The 20337-nt window shown below is 69.7% G+C and carries 21 protein-coding genes; 11 read left to right on the top strand and 10 right to left on the bottom strand.

Annotated elements, in window-relative coordinates; genetic code table 11:
- The first annotated feature begins 139 nt into the window (after nucleotides 1–139).
- The gene (locus C466_RS14625; RefSeq protein ID WP_004598636.1) at nucleotides 140–2083 is read left to right on the top strand and encodes an ABC transporter ATP-binding protein; all 1944 of its coding nucleotides are present in this window, start codon (nucleotides 140–142) and stop codon (nucleotides 2081–2083) included.
- Between the two features lie 47 nt (nucleotides 2084–2130).
- Here the strand turns inward: C466_RS14625 and C466_RS14620 are convergent, their stop codons facing one another.
- Complete coding sequence (locus C466_RS14620) at nucleotides 2131–2469, bottom strand: DUF5789 family protein (protein WP_004598635.1); 339 nt, start codon at nucleotides 2467–2469, stop codon at nucleotides 2131–2133.
- Nucleotides 2470–2574: 105 nt separating this feature from the next.
- On the opposite strand from C466_RS14620, the gene C466_RS14615 reads away from it, so the two are divergent.
- A complete protein-coding gene (locus C466_RS14615; protein ID WP_004598634.1) occupies nucleotides 2575–3333 on the top strand; it encodes a creatininase family protein in 759 nt (252 codons plus the stop codon).
- Nucleotides 3334–3351: 18 nt separating this feature from the next.
- On the opposite strand, the gene C466_RS14610 is transcribed toward C466_RS14615, so the two are convergent.
- From C466_RS14610 to C466_RS14600, 3 genes are all read right to left on the bottom strand, one after another.
- Nucleotides 3352–3771, bottom strand: coding sequence for a DUF5790 family protein (locus C466_RS14610; RefSeq protein ID WP_004598632.1), 420 nt, complete (start codon nucleotides 3769–3771; stop codon nucleotides 3352–3354).
- A 128-nt stretch (nucleotides 3772–3899) separates the two neighbouring features.
- Nucleotides 3900–4097, bottom strand: coding sequence for a hypothetical protein (locus C466_RS14605; RefSeq protein WP_004598630.1), 198 nt, complete (start codon nucleotides 4095–4097; stop codon nucleotides 3900–3902).
- A 73-nt stretch (nucleotides 4098–4170) separates the two neighbouring features.
- Entirely contained in the window at nucleotides 4171–4977 is an 807-nt protein-coding gene (locus C466_RS14600; RefSeq protein WP_004598628.1) for an aldo/keto reductase, read from the bottom strand.
- 150 nt (nucleotides 4978–5127) lie between these two features.
- On the opposite strand from C466_RS14600, the gene C466_RS14595 reads away from it, so the two are divergent.
- From C466_RS14595 to C466_RS14585, 3 genes are all read left to right on the top strand, one after another.
- Nucleotides 5128–5682: a DoxX family protein gene (locus C466_RS14595; RefSeq protein ID WP_004598626.1), complete on the top strand. Its 555-nt coding sequence runs from the start codon at nucleotides 5128–5130 to the stop codon at nucleotides 5680–5682.
- A 132-nt stretch (nucleotides 5683–5814) separates the two neighbouring features.
- Complete coding sequence (locus C466_RS14590) at nucleotides 5815–7506, top strand: methyl-accepting chemotaxis protein (RefSeq protein ID WP_004598624.1); 1692 nt, start codon at nucleotides 5815–5817, stop codon at nucleotides 7504–7506.
- Between the two features lies 1 nt (nucleotide 7507).
- Nucleotides 7508–8287 (top strand): bacteriorhodopsin, encoded by a 780-nt coding sequence (locus C466_RS14585; RefSeq protein ID WP_004598622.1) that lies wholly within the window; start codon nucleotides 7508–7510, stop codon nucleotides 8285–8287.
- Between the two features lie 45 nt (nucleotides 8288–8332).
- Here C466_RS14585 and ahbB read toward each other — a convergent pair whose 3' ends face one another.
- Both ahbB and C466_RS17060 read right to left on the bottom strand, forming a co-directional pair.
- Nucleotides 8333–9412: a siroheme decarboxylase subunit beta gene (ahbB, locus tag C466_RS14580; RefSeq protein ID WP_004598619.1), complete on the bottom strand. Its 1080-nt coding sequence runs from the start codon at nucleotides 9410–9412 to the stop codon at nucleotides 8333–8335.
- Nucleotides 9413–9501: 89 nt separating this feature from the next.
- On the bottom strand, nucleotides 9502–9660 hold the full coding sequence (locus tag C466_RS17060; RefSeq protein WP_017341892.1) for a DUF7317 family protein: 159 nt from the start codon (nucleotides 9658–9660) through the stop codon (nucleotides 9502–9504).
- Between the two features lie 396 nt (nucleotides 9661–10056).
- Between C466_RS17060 and C466_RS14575 the strand changes: the two genes are divergently transcribed.
- Nucleotides 10057–11178 (top strand): anthranilate phosphoribosyltransferase, encoded by a 1122-nt coding sequence (locus C466_RS14575; protein WP_004598614.1) that lies wholly within the window; start codon nucleotides 10057–10059, stop codon nucleotides 11176–11178.
- 491 nt (nucleotides 11179–11669) lie between these two features.
- On the opposite strand, the gene C466_RS14570 is transcribed toward C466_RS14575, so the two are convergent.
- The 3 genes from C466_RS14570 to C466_RS14560 all read right to left on the bottom strand — a co-directional run bounded on the left by C466_RS14570 (nucleotide 11670) and on the right by C466_RS14560 (nucleotide 13635).
- Nucleotides 11670–12509, bottom strand: a complete 840-nt coding sequence (locus tag C466_RS14570; protein ID WP_004599060.1) for an NAD+ synthase — start codon at nucleotides 12507–12509, stop codon at nucleotides 11670–11672.
- A 98-nt stretch (nucleotides 12510–12607) separates the two neighbouring features.
- Nucleotides 12608–13255, bottom strand: a complete 648-nt coding sequence (locus C466_RS14565; RefSeq protein ID WP_004599062.1) for an NUDIX hydrolase — start codon at nucleotides 13253–13255, stop codon at nucleotides 12608–12610.
- Nucleotides 13252–13635, bottom strand: coding sequence for a hypothetical protein (locus C466_RS14560; RefSeq protein WP_004599064.1), 384 nt, complete (start codon nucleotides 13633–13635; stop codon nucleotides 13252–13254). The genes C466_RS14565 and C466_RS14560 overlap by 4 nt, the downstream gene beginning before the upstream one ends.
- Before the next feature lie 135 nt (nucleotides 13636–13770).
- Here C466_RS14560 and C466_RS14555 point away from each other — a divergent pair, with 135 nt between their 5' ends.
- From C466_RS14555 to C466_RS14540, 4 genes are all read left to right on the top strand, one after another.
- On the top strand, nucleotides 13771–14727 hold the full coding sequence (locus tag C466_RS14555; protein WP_004599066.1) for a DUF5787 family protein: 957 nt from the start codon (nucleotides 13771–13773) through the stop codon (nucleotides 14725–14727).
- 34 nt (nucleotides 14728–14761) lie between these two features.
- Entirely contained in the window at nucleotides 14762–15169 is a 408-nt protein-coding gene (locus tag C466_RS14550; RefSeq protein ID WP_004599067.1) for a CBS domain-containing protein, read from the top strand.
- Between the two features lie 95 nt (nucleotides 15170–15264).
- Nucleotides 15265–16629 carry an LLM class flavin-dependent oxidoreductase gene (locus tag C466_RS14545; protein WP_004599069.1) on the top strand — a complete coding sequence of 455 codons (1365 nt, stop codon included), beginning with the start codon at nucleotides 15265–15267 and terminating at the stop codon, nucleotides 16627–16629.
- A 354-nt stretch (nucleotides 16630–16983) separates the two neighbouring features.
- Nucleotides 16984–17358: a tautomerase family protein gene (locus tag C466_RS14540; protein WP_004599071.1), complete on the top strand. Its 375-nt coding sequence runs from the start codon at nucleotides 16984–16986 to the stop codon at nucleotides 17356–17358.
- 24 nt (nucleotides 17359–17382) lie between these two features.
- On the opposite strand, the gene C466_RS14535 is transcribed toward C466_RS14540, so the two are convergent.
- Nucleotides 17383–17856, bottom strand: coding sequence for a deoxyuridine 5'-triphosphate nucleotidohydrolase (locus tag C466_RS14535; RefSeq protein WP_004599073.1), 474 nt, complete (start codon nucleotides 17854–17856; stop codon nucleotides 17383–17385).
- Nucleotides 17857–18131: 275 nt separating this feature from the next.
- On the opposite strand from C466_RS14535, the gene C466_RS14530 reads away from it, so the two are divergent.
- Nucleotides 18132–20117 carry an aconitate hydratase gene (locus C466_RS14530; protein ID WP_004599074.1) on the top strand — a complete coding sequence of 662 codons (1986 nt, stop codon included), beginning with the start codon at nucleotides 18132–18134 and terminating at the stop codon, nucleotides 20115–20117.
- Nucleotides 20118–20337: the final 220 nt, after the last annotated feature.

The raw sequence follows: 20337 nt of genomic DNA, 5'->3' as shown, positions 1-20337 counted from the left end.
CCCGACCGGAGCCGCCCCGCCGTCGAACGCGTTCTCGAGGTCGATATCACCCGATCGACCGCTCGTTACCGGCGTTTTCTGCCGATGTATTTCGGTTCGAAGGAAACCTATTTGCCGCCCTACCTGATACGATTTTGTGATGAGTGGCGTCGAATGGGAGGAAGACGATCCCTTCGAGGAGCAGCGGGACAAGATCGAGAATCCGATGAAGCGGCTGTTCGTCGAGTACGGCCGCGACTACGTCCCGCAGGTGACGGTGGGGATCCTCGCGAGCGTCTTCGCGCGGCTGCTCGATCTGCTTCCCCCGCTGATGCTCGGGATCGCCCTCGACGCGATCTTCCGCGGCGAGGCCGCGTTCGACGAGCAGATCCCGCTCGTGTTGCTGCCGGACGCGTGGCTCCCGACGGAACAGGCGGCGCAGTTCTGGTTCACGATCGCGGTGCTGGCCGGGGCGTTCGCCTTCGGCGCCGGGTTCCACTGGGTCCGCAACTGGGGGTTCAACGCGTTCGCACAGAACATCCAGCACGACGTCCGGACCGACACGTACGACCAGATGCAGCGGCTCAACATGGACTTCTTCTCGGACAAGCAGACCGGGGAGATGATGTCCATCCTCTCGAACGACGTGAACCGCTTGGAGCGGTTCCTCAACGACGGGATGAACTCCGTGTTCCGCCTCTCCGTGATGGTGGTCGGGATCGGCGTCCTCCTCTTCTGGATCAACTGGCAGCTCGCCTTGGTCGCGCTGCTTCCCGTCCCCGTCATCGCCGGGTTCACCTACCTGTTCATCAAGATCATTCAGCCGAAGTACGCCGAGGTGCGGTCGACGGTGGGCAAGATGAACTCCCGGCTGGAGAACAACCTCGGCGGCATCCAGGTGATCAAGGCCGCCAACACCGAGTCTTACGAGTCCGACCGCGTCGACGACGTCTCCTTCGACTACTTCGACGCGAACTGGGACGCCATCGAGACGCGGATCAAGTTCTTCCCCGCGCTCCGCGTCCTCGCCGGCATCGGCTTCGTGCTCACGTTCATCGTCGGCGGGCTCTGGGTGTTCCAGGGGCCGCCCGGACCGTTCACCGGCGAGCTCTCCGAGGGGATGTTCGTCGTGTTCATCCTCTACACGCAGCGGTTCATCTGGCCGATGGCGCAGTTCGGGCAGATCATCAACATGTACCAGCGCGCCCGCGCCTCCTCCGCGCGGATCTTCGGGCTGATGGACGAGCCCTCGAAGCTGGCGGAGGACCGCGACGCCGAGGAGCTCGCCGTCGACGAGGGACACGTGGTGTACGACGACGTCTCCTTCGGCTACGACGACGAGACCATCGTCGAGGACATCGACTTCGAGGTCGAGGGCGGCGAGACGCTCGCCCTCGTCGGTCCCACCGGCGCCGGTAAGTCGACCGTCCTCAAGCTCCTCCTCCGGATGTACGACGTCGACGACGGGGAAATTCGGATCGACGACCAGAACGTCGGCGACGTGACGCTGCGGTCGCTGCGCCGCTCGATCGGCTACGTCGGGCAGTCGTCGTACCTGTTCTACGGCACCGTCCGCGAGAACATCACCTACGGCACCTTCGACGCGACCGACGAGGAGGTCCGCGAGGCAGCCGAGGCCGCCGAGGCCCACGACTTCATCCAGAACCTCCCCGACGGCTACGACACGATGGTCGGCGAGCGCGGCGTGAAGCTCTCCGGCGGTCAGCGCCAGCGGATCACCATCGCGCGCGCCGTGCTGACCGACCCGGACATCCTCATCCTCGACGAGGCGACCTCCGACGTCGACACGGAGACGGAGATGCTGATCCAGCGCTCGCTCGACCGGCTCACGGAGGAACGGACGACGTTCGCGATCGCCCACCGGCTCTCGACGATCAAGGACGCGGACACGATCCTCGTGCTGGAGGGCGGGAAGATCGCCGAGCGCGGCACCCACGACGAGCTGCTCGACAACGACGGGCTGTACGCGCACCTCTGGGGCGTTCAGGCCGGCGAGATCGACGAGCTGCCACAGGAGTTCATCGACCGCGCGCAGGAGCGCACCGCCCGGATCGTCGAGGACGCCGAGAGCGACGACGACTGACCGCGACCGCGGTCGACCGGGCGGGACGATTCAGGAGCGCCCGAGCGTCACCGCGGGAGTTCGGTCCACTCGTCCGCGGGCGCCTCCGGAGACGCGTCGGTGTACCCGAGCGCGTCGAGGACCGCCTCTCGGACCTCAGACGGATTCCGGTACTGCGCCTCTTCGCTCCCTTCGAGCAGGCCGTCGAGCCGCGCCGTCCCCGTCGGAGTCTCCAGTGTCGCCGCGCCGTACTGTTCTATCAGCTCCGCCGCCGTGACCGGGTAGCGGTGTTCGCGGAGCGCCCGCTTCAGCGGGCCGAACGTCACGGCGGGAGCCGAACCGTGCGCCTCCGGGTCGTGATCCGCGTTGTCACCGCTCATGCGGTCGCGATCCACGGGGAGGGGCATAATACCCCGGGAGCGTTCGCTCGACGGTGACCGACGCGAGCGCCGAACGGCCACGGCGTCGCCGGTGACCGCCGCCTATACGACGCCGCGCGTCGAGGACCCGGTATGCGCCTCAGCGAGGTCACGTGGACCGACGTGCGCGACGCCGAGGTCGACGTCGCGTTTCTCCCGGTCGGGAGCACGGAACAGCACGGGCCGCACGCCCCGCTCGGCACCGACGCGCTGAACGCCGTCGCGGTCGCGGAGGCGGCCGCCGACGCCTACGAGGAGTCGAGTGGCGGGCCGGGAGCGGGCCGCGGGGAAGTCGCGGTCGCGCCGCCGGTCCCCGTCGGCGTCGCCGAGGAACACCGCGCGTTCGACGGGACGATGTGGGTGTCGCCGGAGACGTTCCGCGCCTACGTCCGCGAGGCCGCCGAGTCGCTGGTCTCCCACGGGGTCGACCGCGTCGTGTTCGTCAACGGCCACGGCGGGAACGTCGAAGCGCTCGCGGAGGTCGCCCGCCGGTTCTCGCGGGACGACGCCCACGCGGGGTACGGCGTCGCGTTCACCTGGTTCGAGGCGGTCGGCGACCACGCGAGCGACATGGGCCACGCCGGCCCGCTGGAGACCGCGCTGCTTCGCGCGACGAACCCCGACCTCGTCCGCGAGGAGCGGGTCGAAGCGGCGAGCGCTGGCGCCGCCGACCGGTGGGGGGAGTGGGTGTCCGGCGTGAACCTCGCGCACGATTCGGACGAGTTCACCGACAACGGCGTCGTCGGCGACCCGCGTGCGGGCGACGCCGAGCGCGGCACGGAGCTGCTCGACCGCGCGAGCGCGGCGCTCGCGGAGCTGTCGGCGGCCGTCGTCGACCGCGACGCCGCTTAAAAAAGCACGGCGCGGGAGCTACTCCTCGTCTTCCTCCGCTTCGTCGTCGTCCGCCGCGTCCTGAAGCGCCCCGCGGATCGCGGGGACGGTGCCGGTGAGGGAGGCCACCTCCTCGGCGGCGTCCTCGATGTCGCCGACGAGCGACTCCAGCTCCTCGATCTCCGCTTTTAAATCGTCGGCGTCCTCGAAGGCGTCGGCGCGCTCGCCGAGGACGTACGCCTTCTTCGCCGAGCGGACGCTGTCGACCGCGTCGCCGGCGTCGAGGGCGGACTTCAGCCCGTTGAGCGCGCCGAGGACGTTGTCCGCGTCCGTCTCCCACACCGCGTCGGGGTCGGGGAGCTGGTCGCGCGCCGCCGCGAGGTGCTCTTCGACCTCCGCGCGGGTCTCCTCGGCCGCCTCGCCGAACAGGTCGTCGTCGTCGAACGTGGACTGGCCCATACCGGACACGTCGTGCCCGCACCTTTTAAAAACGCGCCCGAAAGCGGAAGTGAAACCGCCGGTGAGGACGGGTCCATCGCCGGATCGGGCGGATTTCGCGTTCAGTTTCGGTTCGGCGGCGGACGGGCTCAGATCCGGACCAGCAGTTCCACCGCGATCAGCGTCAGGAGGAGACCGAGGAGGCCCGCGAGGGCGGCGAGCGTCCGGAGCCAGTCGGACACGGCCTCGACGTCGGGCGTGGCGGCGAGGAGGGCCGGGCGGTCGCGGGGGCCTGACTCGCTCTCGGGGTCGGGACGCACGTCCGTCTGGGGGTTCGGGTCCGACACGGTCGACCGTTCGATCGGGAGGCCCGTTAAACCGACTATGAGGCCACAGTACGGGTATTGAGCGCTCCGGAGATCACCCTCGGTTCCACGACGCCTCCTCGAAGTCGACGATCCGCTCGTCGCGGTCCAAGGCGTCGATCCGGGCGATCTGGTCGTCCGTCAGGTCGAGCTCGCGGGCGGCCCAGTTCTCCCCGACGTGCCCGAAGTCGGCCGCCTTCGGGATCGGCGCGACGCGCTCCTTCGAGAGCAGCCACGCGAGGCTCACCTGCGCGGGGGTCGCGTCGCGGCTCGCCGCGATCTCTTGAAGCACGTCGACGTCGGCGACGCGGTTGCGCGCGATCGGCGAGTAGGCGACGAGCCAGTGGCCGTCCTCGACGGCGTACTCGCGGAGCCGCTCCTGTTGAAGCAGGGGGTGACACTCCACCTGGTGGGCGAACACGTCGTGGTCGAGTCGAGCGATCGCCTCGTCGAGCTGGTCTGGCCGGAAGTTCGAGAGCCCGATCCGGTCGATCACGCCGTCGTCGACGAGGTCGTCGAGCGCGGGCAGCGTCTCTTCGGGGTCGTAGCTGTTGATCGGCCAGTGGACGTACAGCAGGTCGATCGAGTCGACGCCGAGCCGGTCGCGGCTGGCGCGCGCGGTCTCGACGGCGTCGTCGTACGAGAGGTTGTCCGTCGAGAGCTTCGTCGCGACGAACAGGTCCTCGCGGTCGACGTCGCTGCGGTCGATCCCGTCGCCGACCGAGGCCTCGTTGTCGTACCCCTGCGCGGTGTCGACGTGGCGGTAGCCGGTCTCGATCGCGTGCGCGACGCCGGCCGCGCACTCCTCGCCGTCCGCCAGCTTGTACGTCCCGTACCCGAGTCGGTCGAAGGTGCTCGCCATGTGGTCGCGTGCGGACGGCGACGCCCTCAACGTACCGGTCCCCGAACCGCGAGACAGGCCTCGAACAGATCGCGGGAGCGACCTCGAACGGGTCACGCCGCCCGAGAATCCGCCGTTCTACTTAAGACACCTCCGAGAGTCGGGTGACGTATGTCAACGAAAGAAGTCGCGCTCCGAAGCACGATCGGCAGCGTTTCGGTCGAGGGAAAGCTCCACACGCTCAGCGTCTGGTTCATCCTCGCGTTGCGGCTGATGATCGGTCTCGCGTTCTTCCAGAGCGGCCTCAGTAAGGTCCTCGGCGGCGATTTCAGCGCCGTCGGGTACCTCCAGAACGCGCCCGCCGCGAACGGCAGCCCGGCTGCCGGCCTGTTCGCCGCGATGGGCGAGAACGCGCTGTTCGTCGACTTCGTGAACGTCGCGGTGCCGTGGGGCGAGGTGCTCATCGGGCTCGGCGTGATCGTCGGACTCCTCACGCGGCTCGCCGCGTTCTGGGGCGCGTTCATGATGCTCCTCTTCTATCTCGGCAACTGGGACATCTCGCACGGCTACATCAACGGCGACTTCGCGTACATGCTCGTGTTCCTCTCGGTCGCCGCCTTCGGCGCCGGGCGGATCCTCGGGCTCGACTCGGTCGTCGAGGAGTACGAGGTCGGCGGCCGGCCCCTCGTGGAGCGGTACCCGTGGACGCGGTACCTCCTCGGGTGAGGCGAGGTCGGTCCCCCGGACCGATTCGGTCGCCAACCGCGGGCTAAACGGACGCAGCGCCGAACGCAGTTATCACTGGTAATATTCGGGGAGCAGTTATTATCCCGATACGATCCGTGCGATCCAGTACACATGCAAGCGGGATCGTCCTCCGGCGTCCGGTCGAGTTACGGCGCGAAGCTCGCGCTGTCTTTGATCGGGGTCATGGGGGTTTCAGTTTCATACGGTGTCATCGTCTACCTCCGCGCGGAGGAGGCCGGGGCCGCAGGCGCGGCGGTACGCTCCGGGCTCGTCGGGATGACGCTGTTGACGGTGATCGGGCTCGCGCTCATCGGCGTCACCATCGGATCGAACACGGTCATCTCCCTGCGACAGCTCACGGCCAAGGCCGAGCGGATGGCCGAGGGGGACCTCGACGTGCGACTGGACACGGGCCGAACCGACGAGATCGGGCGGCTGTTCCGGGCGTTCGACGAGATGCGCGGCTCGCTGCGCTCGGAGATCTCCGACGCGAAAGCGGCTCGCGAGGAGGCGGAGCAGGCGCGGCGGGAGGCCGACGCGCGCGCCGAGACGGTCGAGCGGAAGGCGACCGAGTACGAGTCGGCGATGCGGGCGCTCGCAGACGGCGACCTGACCCAGCGGGTCGACTCCGACGCCGACAACGAGGCGATGGCGCGCGTCGGCGTCGCGTTCAACGAGATGGCCGACGAGCTGGAGGAGACGGTCGCGTCCGTCGCGACCGTCGCCGAGGACACCGCCGACGTGGCCGGGACCGTCGACGACCGCACGGAGGACCTGCGGGCGACGACCGGGACCGTGAGCGAGGCGGTCTCGGAGATCGCCGAGGGCGCGCGCACCCAGCGCGACGACCTCCAGGCGGCGACCGACGAGGCCGAGAACCTCGCGTCGTCGGCCGAGGAGGTCGCCTCCACGGTCACCGACGTGGCGGAGACCGCGGAACACGCCGCCGAGGTCGGCGAGGAGGGCCGCGAGGCCGCCGAGGAGGCGCTCGCCGAGATGGACGCGGTCGAGGAGACGACGGCGGAGACGACCGCGGAGGTCGAGGCGCTCGCCGAGGAGGTCGAGGAGATCGGCGAGGTCGTCGACACCATCTCGGAGATCGCCGAGCAGACGAACCTGCTCGCGCTGAACGCCTCCATCGAGGCGGCCCGCTCCGGCGCCGAGGGCGCCGGCTTCGCGGTCGTCGCCGAGGAGGTGAAGGCGCTGGCGGAGGAGACCCAGGAATCGGCGGGCGAGATCGAAGCCCGGATCCACTCCGTCCAGGAGCGCGCGGAGACGGGCGCCGACGCGATGGCGCGCACCGAACAGCGGATCTCCGCCGGCGTCGACACGGTCGAGACGTCGATCGACGCCCTCGAACGCCTCGCGGAGGCCTCCGAACGGACCGACACGAGCATGACCGAGATCACCCGAGCGACCGAGACGCAGGCGGACTCCGTCGACGCAGTCGTCGGCCACGTCGAGGACGTCTCCGCGATCAGCGCGCAGACGGCCAGCGCGGCCGGCGACGTCACCGGGGCGGTCGACGAACAGGAGCAGACCCTCGGGGCGGTCGAGACCGCGGCCGGGTCGCTCTCCGACCGTGCGCTCGCGCTGCGCGACGCGGTCGACGACTTCGAGTTCGCGGCCGAGGACGACCTCGGCGCCGCGAGCGGCGGAACCGACCGGGACGCCGCGGGCGGCGGCAACAACGCCGCTACCGCGGTCTCCGACGGGGGAACCGACGGCGGGGGGACCGAGTTCGACTTCTCGCGCGACGGCGGCGGGGGCGACGAATCGCCCGCCGGGGAGGGGGTGAACTGAGATGCTCGTCGACACCGCCGTCTGGGCGTGGATCGGCGCCCTCGCGATGGGCGCCGGGACGATTCCGCCCCTGTGGGCGTGGTTCTCCCGGTCTTCGGAGGCAGACGAGTCGCACGCGGTCTACTACGGCACCCTCGCCGGGGTCACCGGTATCGCGGCGATCGCGTACCTCCTGATGGCGCTCGGGTTCGGAAGCGTCTCGCTGTCAGCCGGGGATCTCGACGTCGCCCGGTACGTCGACTGGCTCCTGACGACGCCGCTGCTGCTGCTCTACCTCGGCCTGCTCGCGCGGCCGTCGCGGCGCGTGCTCGCCGGGCTGATCGGGGTCGACGTGGTGATCATCGCCGGCGGTATCGCGGCCGCCGCGACGACCGGGACGGTCTCGTGGGTCGCCTTCGGCGTCGCCGGGGCCGCGTACGTCGCGCTCGTCTACGGGCTCCTCGTCTCGCTCCCGCGGTCGGCCTCGGCGGAGGGCGACCGGGTCCGCGCGGTCTTCGGCACGCTCCGGAACATCACCGTGGTGCTGTGGACGCTGTACCCGGTCGTGTGGCTGCTCGCGCCGACCGGCTTCGGCCTGCTGACGCCCGCCACGGAGATGCTCGTGTTCGTCTACCTCGACGTCGTCTCGAAGGTCGGCTTCGTCGTCGTCGCGGTCGCGGGCGCCGACGCGCTCGACCGCCTCGGCGCCGGCAGCGGGCTCGGCGGCGACGGCGAGTTCGTCGCCGCCGATGCGCTGGACTCGAGCGACGAGGAGCAGCCGACCGTCCTCGGCGACGACTGAGCCGCGGGCCGTCTCCCTCTCCTCTTTTCCGTCCGCTGTGTCCTTCTACTGCCCGTCCGCGACGAGGTCCTCGTAGCGCGCGCCGGTCTGTTTCAGCGTCTCCGTCGAGTAGAGCCGCTCGTGGGCGAACGGGAGGTGGTCGGCCGCCAGCTCGTCGATCTTCGCGTCGACGGCCTCCGCCTCGCGGCCGTGGATCATCGTGAACAGGTTGTACTCCCAGTCTAAGTCAGGGCGGCGCGGCCGGTGGTAACAGAGGGTGACGTACGGGAGGCTCCCGACCGCCTCGCCGCGCGCGTCGAGCTCGTCGTCGGGCACGTCCCAGACCACCATACAGTTGTTCGTGAACCCGGTGACGACGTGGTTGACGATACAGCCGATCCGCTTGATACAGCCGTCCGCGAGCAGGCGCTCGACCGCTTCGAGGACGTCGTCGACGGTCGGGTCGACGCCCGAGCCGCTCGCGCCGATCTCGTCCGCCACGTCGGCGTAGGGGGTCGAAGAGAGCGGGAAGCCGTCTTGGATCGCCAAGAGGAGGTCTGCTTCGAGGGGGCTCAGATCGCCGCGAGCGTTCTCGGAGATGCGGGTGGCGGAGACCGCGGTCTCGTCGAGCGACTCTCGGGCGAATCGGTCGGCGTTGACCACGGGGAACTCCAAGTCGATGTAGTAGTCCGTGAGCATCGGGAGGGCGAGCACCTCACAGCCGGTGCGCGCCTCGATCTCCGCGAGGATCTCGTCGCGCTTCTCGCGGGAGCCCGCGGTGACGACGAACCACTGGTTCCACTCGTGGTCGCGGCGGTAGTTGTGGTTCACCTGCCGGTAGCCGTTGATGACCTCGGCGACCGCGTCGAACCGGTCCTCGGGGGCGCGCACCGCCGCGAGCGTCGACGAGCCGATGACCGGCGGGTTGAGCACCGCACCGAACCGCCGGAACACGCCGCGCTCGCGGAGGTCCCGGACGCGGTCGAGGACCGTTTCGGCGTCGACGTCGATTCCCGTCTCGGCGCTGATCTCGCGGGCGACCCGCTCGAACGGCCGGGGTTCGACGGGGAAGCCGCTCTGGTACTCGTCGATGAGGGCCGCGTCGACCGCGTCGAGGTCGGCCCGCCAGTCGGCGTCCAAACTCATTACGCGGGTTAGGAGACCCGCGTACGTACGGGTTTCGGAGGGTCGTCGAGCGTCAGCGGGACGCGTGTCGTCGGAGACGAGCGCGCGTCTCAGTCGTCCGCGGGAGCGTCGCCCGGCGTCGGGGCGAACGCCCGGGCGCTCTCTTCCAGCTGCGTCGTCGAGCAGCCGCCGACGGTCGCGGCCTGTTCGAGCGTCAGCGTGCGGGAGCGGTACAGCGTGAGCGCGGTGGCGACGGATTTGGACGTCATCGGGTACATCCAAACGATGGCTGGACATACATATAACTCTAACGCTGTTTGGCCCTTTATACAGAATCAATAGAGAGAAGAAAGGCTTGAATCTGTTATTCTATGACGGATAAACGAACGCCCGTGGAGTTATTGTTTGCGAACGAGTACCACGGACCCGGCGAGATCGGCGCTGTCACCCCGCTCGCCGCTCGCGCGCGTCGCCTCGGTCGCGCGTAGGGCGACCGGCCCCGGCCCGACGCGTTCCCGGCGCCCGGGAGTCGAACGGGGGANCCCCGCTCGCCGCTCGCGCGCGTCGCCTCGGTCGCGCGTAGGGCGACCGGCCCCGGCCCGACGCGTTCCCGGCGCCCGGGAGTCGAACGGGGGACTTTTCGTCGGAGAACCCGAACGGCGCGTATGGCTCAGGCGACCCAGGAGTTCGGCGACTGGCCCCTCAAGCGGCTGATGACCGAGGTCTGCGGCTCCGGCCACAAGTCGGCCGACGACCTCACGCGCGCGCAGGCGACCGAGGCGTTCGAGCGGATCCTCGCGGGCGAGCCGGACCCGACGACGCTCGGGGCGTTCTGGCTCTCCAACCGCTGGAAGCGGAACACGCCCGAGGAGCTCGGCGCGTACGTCGACGTGATGTGCGACCGCGTCGAGTACGCCGAACCGGACGTCGACCCCGTCGACTGCGGCGCCAACTACGACGGGAAGGGCCGGACCGCGATCCTCGGCGTCGCGGCCGGAGCGGTCGCGGCCGCCGCGGGCACCCCCGTCGTCGTCCACTCGGGCGATCGCGTGCCGACCCAGAAGCAGGATTCGTACAAGCACGTCCTCGACGAGCTCGGCGTCCACACCGAGCTGACGCCCTCGGACTCCGCCGACATGGTCGACGAGACCGGCTTCGGCTTCTACTACCAGCCCGCGTTCAACCCCGCCATCGACGACCTGTTCGACCGCCGCGACCAGATGGGCGTCCGGACGTTCGTCAACACCGTCGAGACGCTGGCGAACCCGGCCGGCGCCTCCGTTCACCTCGGCTCCTTCTACCACCTCGCGTTCGCGAAGAAGGTGGTCGACACGTTCGTCGAGAGCGAGTTCCACGACCTCGACCGCGTCCTGATGTTCCAGGGCATGGAGGGGTACGACGACGTGCGCCCCGGCTACACGAAGGTGGCCGAGTGGGACGCAGCGGGCGACGGCGCGGGCGGCGCGAGCGAGGGCGACGCCGAGGCGGCCGGCAGCGAGGGCGCGAGCTTCACCGACTTCGAGATCGAGACCGCCGACTACGGCATGGACCTCGAAGAGGAGGACCTCGCGGTCGACGACGTGGCGGTCGAGTCGGCCGCGATCACCGAGGAGGTGCTGGCCGGCGAGCGCGACGGCGCCTTCGCGGACGCGGTCGCGGTCAACGCCGCGCTCCGGATCTACGCCGGCGAGGACGTCGACTCGATCGAGGAGGGCCTCGACGCGGCCCGCGAGGTTATCGACGACGGCTCCGCGTACGACGTGCTGGAAGCGATGCGGGAGTTCTGAGAGCGGTCGCGTCGCCGGAATTCCGTTTCTGATCGAGCGGTGTCGCTGCTAGAGGTTTATAAGCAGTCGAAGACTCTGCGACGAATTCCTCCAAAGAGGCAACCACTCGTTTATAAATGGCTAACAGCGGATCAGCGGCGAACACCGCCAAAGCCCCAGCCGCGAGGCGGACGCACGCTCGCTGCGCTCCTCGTCGCTCGCGATGCTCGCTCCTGCGGTGTCGCCGGCGGCTTCGCCGCCGCCTTTCCGTGGCGCGTAGCGCCACGCTACTTACATTGCCTGCGCCCGCCTCAGGACTGTCCCTTTGAGTCCCGCCCCGCACAGCGACCGCACCTCACGCCTCCCCAGCCTCGTCGCTGGCGCCGCCGGCGCCAGCGACTCCCTCGCGCGTGCTGTCGCCGGCGCTTCGCGCCGGCTGCCAGAGGGACCTTCGGTCCCTCGCGTCTCGCGGCCTGTCGGCCGCTCGCAGGCACGCGCCACCGCGTCGATTTTTATAAATCCCGCTCGGGCGCCGGCGGCATCGCCCGCTTGTGGGCGCTGCGCTCGTAGAGGTCGACCACGCGGTCGACGGCTTCTGCCGGGACGTCGAGTTCGCGGACCGTCGCCGCGCGCGAGAGGCCGCCGTCGACGTGGACCGCGAGGATGGCGTCGACGGTGTCGTAGTCGAGCCCCAGCTCCTCGGCATCGGTCTGGCCCTCCCACATCCCCGCGGTCGGCTCCTGCATCACGAGGTCGCGGGGGACGCCGACGTGGGCGGCCAGCTGGCGCACCTGCTGTTTGTAGAGGTTCCCGATCGGGTTACAGTCGACCGCCTGGTCGCCGTACTTCGTGTAGTAGCCGGTCATCGCCTCGGCGCGGTTGCCCGTGCCGAGGACGACCCTATTTTCGGCGTTGGCGACGAAGTAGTTCAGCACGGCGCGGGTGCGGACGTAGACGTTGCCGGCCGCCATCTGGTCCGCCGCGGCCTCCGGGACCGCATCGAAGAAGGCCTCCGCGATCGGCTGGATCTCGATCACGTCGTACTCGACCCCGAGGTCGTGGGCGACGCGCTCGGCGTCGCTCATCACGTCCGCGTCGTTCACTGCCGAGGGCATCGTGAGCCCGTGGAGGCCGTCCTCGCCGAGCGCCTCGACCGCGAGGTGGGCGGTGAGCGTCGAGTCGATACCGCCCGAGAGGCCGAGTACTGCCCCCTCCGCGCCCGCCTCGTCGACGACGTCGCGGATGAACGAGACGATGCGCTCGCGGGTCGCCGCCAGTTCCTCGTCCGAGAGGCGGAGGTCGAGCGGGGGGTCGTCCGACAGCAACACCGACTGCTCCGAAGTCTGGCTCATGGAGGGTGTTAGGGGTCGAGACGCCTAATACCTCCCCGTCGACGCCGGGAACTGGACGTTCGTCGGGTTCGAAGGGGGGGGTGACGGCGGGCGTGAGCCTACAGCAGCCCCTCGCGCTCGGCGAGGAGGAGCCCCTCCAGCGTCGCGTCGTTCGTCGGCGGATCGCGGGCGATTTCGAGCGCCTCCTCGACCGGGACCGACCGCGGGGCGAGGAACTCGTTGCTGTCGTGGTCGACGTCGACCGGCTCCAACCCCTCCGCGAACACGTAGCCGCGCGTGTGGCGCAACACGCCCGTCGAACACCATACCTCCTGCAGCAGCGACGTCGAGGACGGCTCGAAGCCGGTCTCCTCGGCGAGCTCGCGCGCGCCCGCCTCGGTGTAGGACTCGCCGGACTCGACGATCCCCGCGGGAAGTTCCAGCTGGGTGTTCCGCACGGTGGGCCGGTACTGCTCGACGAACAGCACCCGGTCGTCCGCGACCGCGACGATCACCGTCGCGGGCGACAGCTCGGCCCAGTAGTAGTTCTTCTCCGTCCCGTCGGGCTGCTCGACGCGGTCGTAGCCGCCGACGAACCACCCCTCGTCGTACTCGACGACCACTTCCTTCACCGGCCACTCGGGCTCTCCCGGCAGCGAGTGGTTACGGCCGTCGGCGAACGCGGGGAGGTCGCGGAGGTCGGCGGCGGGGGCATCGGGGTCGTCGGGGGCGTCGCCCGCGTCGGAGTCAGCGTTCTCGCGCGTCACGGGCGGACCACCTCCGCGCGGTACACCTGGCCGTCGCGGCGCACCCGCACGCCGGTCTCCGTCGAGGCGTTCGGCACCTGCCGGGTGAGCGCGTCCACCTCGTCGAACGGCGTGTGCGTGAACCACTCCTTCATGCCGTACGGGCCGGTCTGGTACCCCATGGAGCGCCCGTCCTCGCTCTCTATCGCGCCGATCAGGAACGGGTACCGCCGGTCGGAGACGTTGTTCACGTCGGCGGCGGTGCCGTTCGTCTCGATCGGCTCGACCGTGAGGTAGTACGGGTCGCCGCTGCCGAGGTAGCTGGGGAGGGCGCCGAGCGCGAGCAGCGCGACGACGACCAAGGCGATAGCGATAAAGACGTTCCGGGTGACCCGGCGCATAGTCGAAGTTGGAGCCGGCGGGGAATACCGGTTTCGGCCGGCGGCGGGGCGACGGTACAGAGGCGAACGAGGGCGGGACTCGGCGGCGATCGTCGCGGACGACGCGCTTTAGCCCGCCGGGTCCCTTCCCCCGTCATGGAGTACCGGTTCGAGCTGGCGCTTTGCGCCGCGCTCGAATCCCCGGACCGCGTCGTCGCCCGCCAGCTCGGCGCGGGCGTCGAGACGCCGGGGACCCGCATCGTCGACGTCTGCCTGCTGTCGCCGGGGCCCGGCTTCGACGACCGCGCCGCCGTCAGCGCCGAGCGGATCCCGGACCCCGCCATCGAGGCCGCGGTCGGCCCCGGCGAGGCCGTCCCCGTCCGCGACGCGTTCGACCTCCCGCCGGACCGGGCCGCCGCGGTCGTCGAGCGCGCGGTCGAGGTCGGCTACCTCGAACGCGAGCGCCGGAACGGGCGGCCGGTCGTGCGCGCGACCGCGCGCTACCCCGAGGACTGGGTCGGCGGGCTGGTCGCCGTCGAGAACAAGCCCGACCTCGGGACGCCGGGCGACCTCGAGGCGCAGCTGCGCTACGACGCCGCGCTCGGCCTCTTCGACGATGTCGTCCTCGCGACCGCCTCCTACGTCACCCGCGCGCACCTCAACCGGATCCCCGACGCGGTCGGCGTCTGGCGGTTCGACCCCGAGACCGGGGAGCGCGAGGTCGTCCGCGAGCCGACGCCGCTCGACCCCGACGCGCCCGGCGTCGAGATCGTAGAGGAGCGCCCCTCCCGCGCGGACGTCGCCCTGGTCGGCCCCGAGGCGAAGGCCCGCAAGCGGCGGCGGATCGCCGAGCGCGCGTACGGGAAGGGGTGGCGTCCCGAGCCGCCGGCGTGCGCGCACGGCGAGGCGACCGCCGACGGCCGGCCGCGCTGCGCGCACTTCGACCGCGTGGTCGACCCCGGTCGCGAGTGCGGGAGCGGGTGTTCCGCCTTCGAGCCCGCCGACCCGCCGGCGGCGGACCGAGAGGGGCTTCGAGACGAGCGGACGGCGTGGGTCGCGGACCCGGACGGGGACGGCCCGCGCCGCCAGTCCGGGCTCTCGCGGTACCTGTGAGAACGCTTATACGGCGAGGGCGGGTGTTTCAGGTATGGACGAGATCGAAGACGTCTTCGTGGCACGACTGATGTCGACGGGCCTCCACACGGTGACGCCGGACACGCTGGTCGAGGACGCGGCCGCGGTGCTGCTGGACAACGACATCAGCTCGGTGCTGGTCGTCGACGACGACGGCGGCCTCGTCGGAATCTTAACTTCGACTGACTTCGTCGACATCGTCGCGAAGAGCCAGCCGAAGGCCGAGACGACGGTCGAGCGGTACATGACGCGGGACCCGATCACGGCGGGCGCGCAGGACGACGTCGCGGCCGTCGCCGCGACGATGCTCGAACACGGGTTCCACCACGTGCCGGTCGTCGACGGGGAGACGCCCATCGGCATCATCACCACCTCCGACTTCGCGGCGTACGTCTCCTCGCCGGAGTCCGTCTCGGCGTAGCGTCGCGTCGAAGCGGCGCATCCGAGGCGTCCGCGACAGCGACAAGACCCGCCACTTCCTGTGTCCGTATTACTCCGGAGCGCGTACCGAGGTCCGTGTCCGATCACCTACACCTCAACCTCTTCACCATGTCCTCGGTCGAGCACGTCTCGCCCGGGTCGTGGCGGTACCCCGGCGACCGGTCGGCGGACTACGCCGACCGCGAGTACTGGACCGAGGTCGCGCGGACCGCCGAGCGCGGCGGCTTCGACGCCGTGTTCTTCGCGGACGTGCGCGGGATCTACGACGTGTACGGCGACGACCGCGAGGTCGCCGTGGAAAAGGCGGTCCAGACCCCCGCGAACGACCCGCAGCTCGTCGTGCCGGCGATGGCGGAGGTCACCGACGACCTCGGGTTCGCGGTGACGCGCTCGACGACGTACACCCACCCCTACCAGCTCGCGCGGGAGTTCTCGACGCTCGACCACCTCACCGACGGCCGGATCGCGATCAACGTGGTCACCTCCTACCTGGAGTCGGCCGCCGAGAACCTGGGGCTCGACGAGCGGATGGACAAGGAGACGCGCTACGACCGCGCCGACGAGTTCCTCGACGTCTGCTACAAGCTGTGGGAGGAGTCGTGGGAGGACGACGCCGTCGAGGTCGACCGCCAGGCCGGGCGGTACTCGGACCCCGACAAGGTCCACGCGATCGACCACGAGGGCGACCACTTCTCCGTGCCGGGCCCGCACGGCTGCGAGCCGTCCCCCCAGCGCACCCCGGTCGTTTACCAGGCCGGCTCCTCCGACCACGGCCGGTCGTTCGCCGCGCGCAACGCGGAGGCCGTCTTCGCCAGCCAGCCGACCGAGGAGGGGGTCGTCGAGTACATGGAGGACGTGAAGTCGCGCGCGGCCGACGCCGGCCGCGACCCCGAGAGCCTCCGGTTCTTCATCGGCGTGGTGCCGGTCGTCGGCGAGACGCACGCGCTCGCGGAGGCGAAGTACGAGGAGTACAAGCGGCACGTCGACGTCGAGGCGACGCTCGCGCTCCTGTCCGGCTTCCTCGACATGGACCTCTCCGAGCTCGACCCAGACCAGAAGGTCGAGCACATCGAGACGGACGCGATCCAGGGGACGATGAACGCGTTCACGAAGGCCCAGCCCGACCGCGAGTGGACGGTCCGCGAGGTCGCGGAGTTCTGCGGGCTCGGCACCACCTCGCCGAAGGTCGTCGGCACCCCCGAACACGTCGCCGACGAGCTTCAGCGCTGGCACGAGGAGGTCGGCGTCCACGGGTTCAACGTCAAGGAGGTCGTCCGCCCCGACTCGCTCGTCGACTTCGTCGACCTCGTCGTCCCGGAGCTGCGCGAGCGCGGACTGGTCCCTCCGGCCGACGCCGAACCCCCGGGCGAGACGCTCCGCGAACAGCTCCTCGGCGAGGGGCAGACGGGGCTCCGCGCGGACCACCCCGCCCGGCAGTAGCGCGCGGAAAGCGCTCGGACACCGACTCGACCGGACGCAGTCGCGCGGTTTCGCGGCTCATATTAGCGAGCTGTTGTGAACGAATTGCCGCTAACTAATACGACAACGCTGCCGCCCCCGGCACGCTTAAGTGTCTACCACCGCTTGTATCAGGTGACGCTTCGCTTGGAGGGCCGAAGCGTCAGCGGGGACCTACAGAACGACACGCCCGTGCCACCTTTTCCCGGCACGGGCGTGCCGTTCGTTCCTTTACTCACCGAGCGAGTCGCTCGCACAGCCGCGGGCAACGACCGTTCCGCGCCGACGCGCCGCGACGGCCGACAGTGCGAAGTCGCCCCGGTCCGAGTCGCGAGTATGCCACTCCTACAGTTCGCGACGACGCTGTCGCTGTCGCCCGCCGACCGCGAGGCGTTCGTCTCGTTCGTCACCGATCGGTACACCGAGGAGATGGAGACGAGCGCCGGCCACGTCGCCGTGACGATCGCGGAACGCGAACCGTCCGCGATGGCGATCGGGCGGGCGGTCGAGGGGCCGCTCCTCTTCTTGGACGCCGAGATCCGCGAGGGCCGGCCCTTCGAATACAAGCGCGCGTTCGCGCTGGCGGTGATGGAGCGGGCGGTCGAGGCGTTCGACGTCCCCGAGCCGAACTGTAAGGTCGTGTTCTCCGAACACGCCGGGGAGGACATGATGGGGATCGACCGCGTCGGCGGCGACTGGGACGGTGCGTAGCCGGCCCGCAGCAGACGCCGTCCCTCAGAGGTTCTCCCGCTGGTACGCGCCGTCGTATGTCCCCTCGTGGTCGGCCTCGGCGAGCACCAGCTGCGCGATCCGCGCGCCCGGTTCGATCTCGATCGGGTGGCCCACGTCGAGTCGGCCCTCGCCGACCCCCTCGTAGCCCGCGTCCCACACCGCGGTGTCGAGGGTACAGGCGTTGCGCAGCAGCGTCGAGCGCGGGAGGACGAACCCGATCCGCTCTTCCGGGATCCGTACCCGCTCGCCGTAGCGGACGACGTAGCTCCCGCGTTCGAGCCGGTAGCAGTCGCCGCGGGGCTCCAGCTCCCGTCGCTCGCCCACGCGCTTCCCGTCGCGCCCGAGCCGTCCCGGTTCGGTCTGTGCGAACACCGCGTCGACGGTGAGGTCGACGCCGTTCGGCTGTCGCTGCTCCTCGTCGAGGTCGGCGCCGGCCGCCTCCAGCGCCGCCGCGACCGCGGCTCCCGAGTCGAACATGCGCGTCCGGAACCGCGGGCGAGGCAAAACGGTGTCGCCCGCGTCGCGCGACGCGGAGGGGCGAATCGGCAGGTTTCGCCGCGACCATTGAAACCCCCGATTTCGGTCGTTTCAGGTGATTAATGACCTAAAACACTCCGGACGGCTACGTATTTCACGGTGCGTGGTACCACGCGGAGATCACAGCGATCGTTGCCGCATCGCGGGATCTAACACGGTCGATCTTCGGGAAACTCGCGGGTTTTATATCCACGGGACGGCCATCTTGGCGTGATATGGGACAAACGATTACGGAGAAGATCCTCGATGAGCATCTCGTCGAGGGCGAGCTGACGCCCGGCGAGGAGATCGGCATCGAGATCGACCAGGTGCTGACGCAGGACACGACGGGGACGATGGTGTGGCTCCAGTTCGAGGCGCTCGACCTGGACGAGGTCCAGACGGAGCTGGCCGCGCAGTACTGCGACCACCAGACGTACCAGTTCGACTTCAAGAACACCGACGACCACCGCTTCCTCCGCTCCGCGGCCGGCACGTACGGCGCGTACTTCTCCCGGCCCGGCAACGGGATCTGCCACCAGGTCCACAAGGAGAACTTCGCGGCGCCCGGCAAGACGCTGCTCGGCTCCGACTCGCACACGCCGACCCCCGGCGGGCTCGGCCAGCTTGCGATCGGCGCCGGCGGCCTCGACATCGCCGTCGCGATGGGCGGCGGCCCCTACTACGTCGAGATGCCGGAAGTCGTCAACGTCCACCTCGAGGGGGAGCTCCCCGAGTGGGCGACCGCCAAGGACATCGCGCTCCACCTGCTCGGCGAGCTGACCGTCAAGGGCGGCGTCGGCAAGATCTTCGAGTACACCGGCCCCGGCGCCGAGAAGCTCACGATCCCCGAGCGCACCACGATCACGAACCTCGGCACCGAGCTCGGCGCCACCTCCTCGATCTTCGCGACCGACGAGAAGACGAAGGACTGGCTCGCGCGCCAGGACCGCGAGGAGGAGTACGTCGACCTCCAGCCCGACGACGACGCGGAGTACGCGGAGACGATCGAGGTCGACTTAAACGAGCTCGAACCGCTCGTGGCCGCCCCCTCGATGCCCGACAACGTCGCCCCCGTCAGCGAGTACGAGGGCACCGACGTCGAGCAGGTCATCGTCGGCTCCTGTACCAACGGCGCCTACGAGGACATCCTCCCCAGCGCGAAGATGCTGGAGGACCGCGAGGTCGCCAAGCAGACCGAGATGATCGTCGCGCCCGGCTCGAAGCAGGCCTCCGAGATGCTGGCCCGCGAGGGCTGGACCGCGGAGATGATGGCGGCCGGCGTCAACTTCTCCGAGGCGACCTGCGGCGCGTGCATCGGTATCGGCCACGTGCCCGCCTCCGACTCCGTCTCGCTGCGCACCTTCAACCGCAACTTCGAGGGCCGCTCGGGCATCGAGGACGACTCCGTCTTCCTCTGCTCGCCCGAGGTCGCCACCGCGGCGGCCATCACCGGCGAGATCGTCGACCCGCGCGACCTCGCGGACGAGCTCGGCGACCTCGAGGCGCCCGGCCTGGAGATGGGGACGAAGTACGGTCCCGGCATGGGCGAGGACGACTCCGACATCATCTCGCCCGACGAGGCGATCGACGACGGCCTCGTCAAGGGCCCGAACATCGGCGACGTGCCGCTGAAAGACGACATCGACGTGGACGGCGGTGAGGCCCTCCTCAAGATGGAGGACAACATCACCACCGACCACATCATCCCGGCGACGGCGGACATCCTCAAGTTCCGCTCGAACATCGAGAAGCTCTCCGAGTTCACGCTCTCGCGCGTGGACGACACGTTCGCCGACCGCGCGCTCGCCGCCGACGGCGGCGTCCTCGTGGCCGGCGAGAACTACGGCCAGGGCTCCTCGCGCGAACACGCCGCGCTCTGTCCGATGTACCTCGGCATCGAGGCCGTCTTCGCCCAGAGCTTCGCCCGCATCCACAAGGCGAACCTCTTCAACTTCGGGATCGTCCCGCTGGCGATCGACGAGGAGACGTACGAGAAGATCGACCAGGGCGACGACCTCGCGATCGTCGACGACGTGCCCGCGGGCGTCCGCTCCGGGCAGGAGGAGTTCACCGTGAGCGTCAACGGCGAGTGGGAGTTCACCGCCGACCTCGACGCCTCCGAGCGCGAGCGCGACATCCTCGCGGCCGGCGGCAAGCTCTCGTGGGTCAAACAGCAGCACGCCGACGGCGGCTCCGGCGCGGCGCCGGCCGACGACTGAGCGCGCTGTCCCGCGAGACTCAGCAACTCGATTGCCCGCATTTTTCGACGTGTCCGCTCTTTCAGCGGCGGCTGTGTGGATCGGCGGAGTGTCGTCGATTCCGATGTGAGCGAGAGCGGGAGTGGATGAGTCGATCGGCTGAGCGGTCGTTTATAAATTGAGTCGTGGTGTTGCTGTCGTCTATTTATAAGTGATTAGTGATTCTACGGTGAACACCTCC

The sequence above is a fragment of the Halorubrum distributum JCM 10118 genome (assembly GCF_000337335.1).
In the GTDB taxonomy this organism is placed as follows: Archaea; Halobacteriota; Halobacteria; order Halobacteriales; family Haloferacaceae; genus Halorubrum; species Halorubrum distributum.
The sequence above is the reverse complement of the archived record's forward strand: the minus strand, read 5'-3'. Positions and strand labels throughout refer to the sequence as shown.

Bases quoted from the DNA above. Each gene is read 5' to 3' on its own strand.
- C466_RS14625 (WP_004598636.1), top strand. From the start codon at position 140: ATGAGTGGCGTCGAATGGGAGGAAGACGATCCCTTCGAGGAGCAGCGG.
- C466_RS14620 (WP_004598635.1), bottom strand. From the start codon at position 2,469: ATGCCCCTCCCCGTGGATCGCGACCGCATGAGCGGTGACAACGCGGAT.
- C466_RS14615 (WP_004598634.1), top strand. From the start codon at position 2,575: ATGCGCCTCAGCGAGGTCACGTGGACCGACGTGCGCGACGCCGAGGTC.
- C466_RS14610 (WP_004598632.1), bottom strand. From the start codon at position 3,771: ATGGGCCAGTCCACGTTCGACGACGACGACCTGTTCGGCGAGGCGGCC.
- C466_RS14600 (WP_004598628.1), bottom strand. From the start codon at position 4,977: ATGGCGAGCACCTTCGACCGACTCGGGTACGGGACGTACAAGCTGGCG.
- C466_RS14595 (WP_004598626.1), top strand. From the start codon at position 5,128: ATGTCAACGAAAGAAGTCGCGCTCCGAAGCACGATCGGCAGCGTTTCG.
- C466_RS14590 (WP_004598624.1), top strand. From the start codon at position 5,815: ATGCAAGCGGGATCGTCCTCCGGCGTCCGGTCGAGTTACGGCGCGAAG.
- C466_RS14585 (WP_004598622.1), top strand. From the start codon at position 7,508: ATGCTCGTCGACACCGCCGTCTGGGCGTGGATCGGCGCCCTCGCGATG.
- ahbB (WP_004598619.1), bottom strand. From the start codon at position 9,412: ATGAGTTTGGACGCCGACTGGCGGGCCGACCTCGACGCGGTCGACGCG.
- C466_RS17060 (WP_017341892.1), bottom strand. From the start codon at position 9,660: ATGACGTCCAAATCCGTCGCCACCGCGCTCACGCTGTACCGCTCCCGC.
- C466_RS14575 (WP_004598614.1), top strand. From the start codon at position 10,057: ATGGCTCAGGCGACCCAGGAGTTCGGCGACTGGCCCCTCAAGCGGCTG.
- C466_RS14570 (WP_004599060.1), bottom strand. From the start codon at position 12,509: ATGAGCCAGACTTCGGAGCAGTCGGTGTTGCTGTCGGACGACCCCCCG.
- C466_RS14560 (WP_004599064.1), bottom strand. From the start codon at position 13,635: ATGCGCCGGGTCACCCGGAACGTCTTTATCGCTATCGCCTTGGTCGTC.
- C466_RS14555 (WP_004599066.1), top strand. From the start codon at position 13,771: ATGGAGTACCGGTTCGAGCTGGCGCTTTGCGCCGCGCTCGAATCCCCG.
- C466_RS14550 (WP_004599067.1), top strand. From the start codon at position 14,762: ATGGACGAGATCGAAGACGTCTTCGTGGCACGACTGATGTCGACGGGC.
- C466_RS14540 (WP_004599071.1), top strand. From the start codon at position 16,984: ATGCCACTCCTACAGTTCGCGACGACGCTGTCGCTGTCGCCCGCCGAC.
- C466_RS14535 (WP_004599073.1), bottom strand. From the start codon at position 17,856: ATGTTCGACTCGGGAGCCGCGGTCGCGGCGGCGCTGGAGGCGGCCGGC.
- C466_RS14530 (WP_004599074.1), top strand. From the start codon at position 18,132: ATGGGACAAACGATTACGGAGAAGATCCTCGATGAGCATCTCGTCGAG.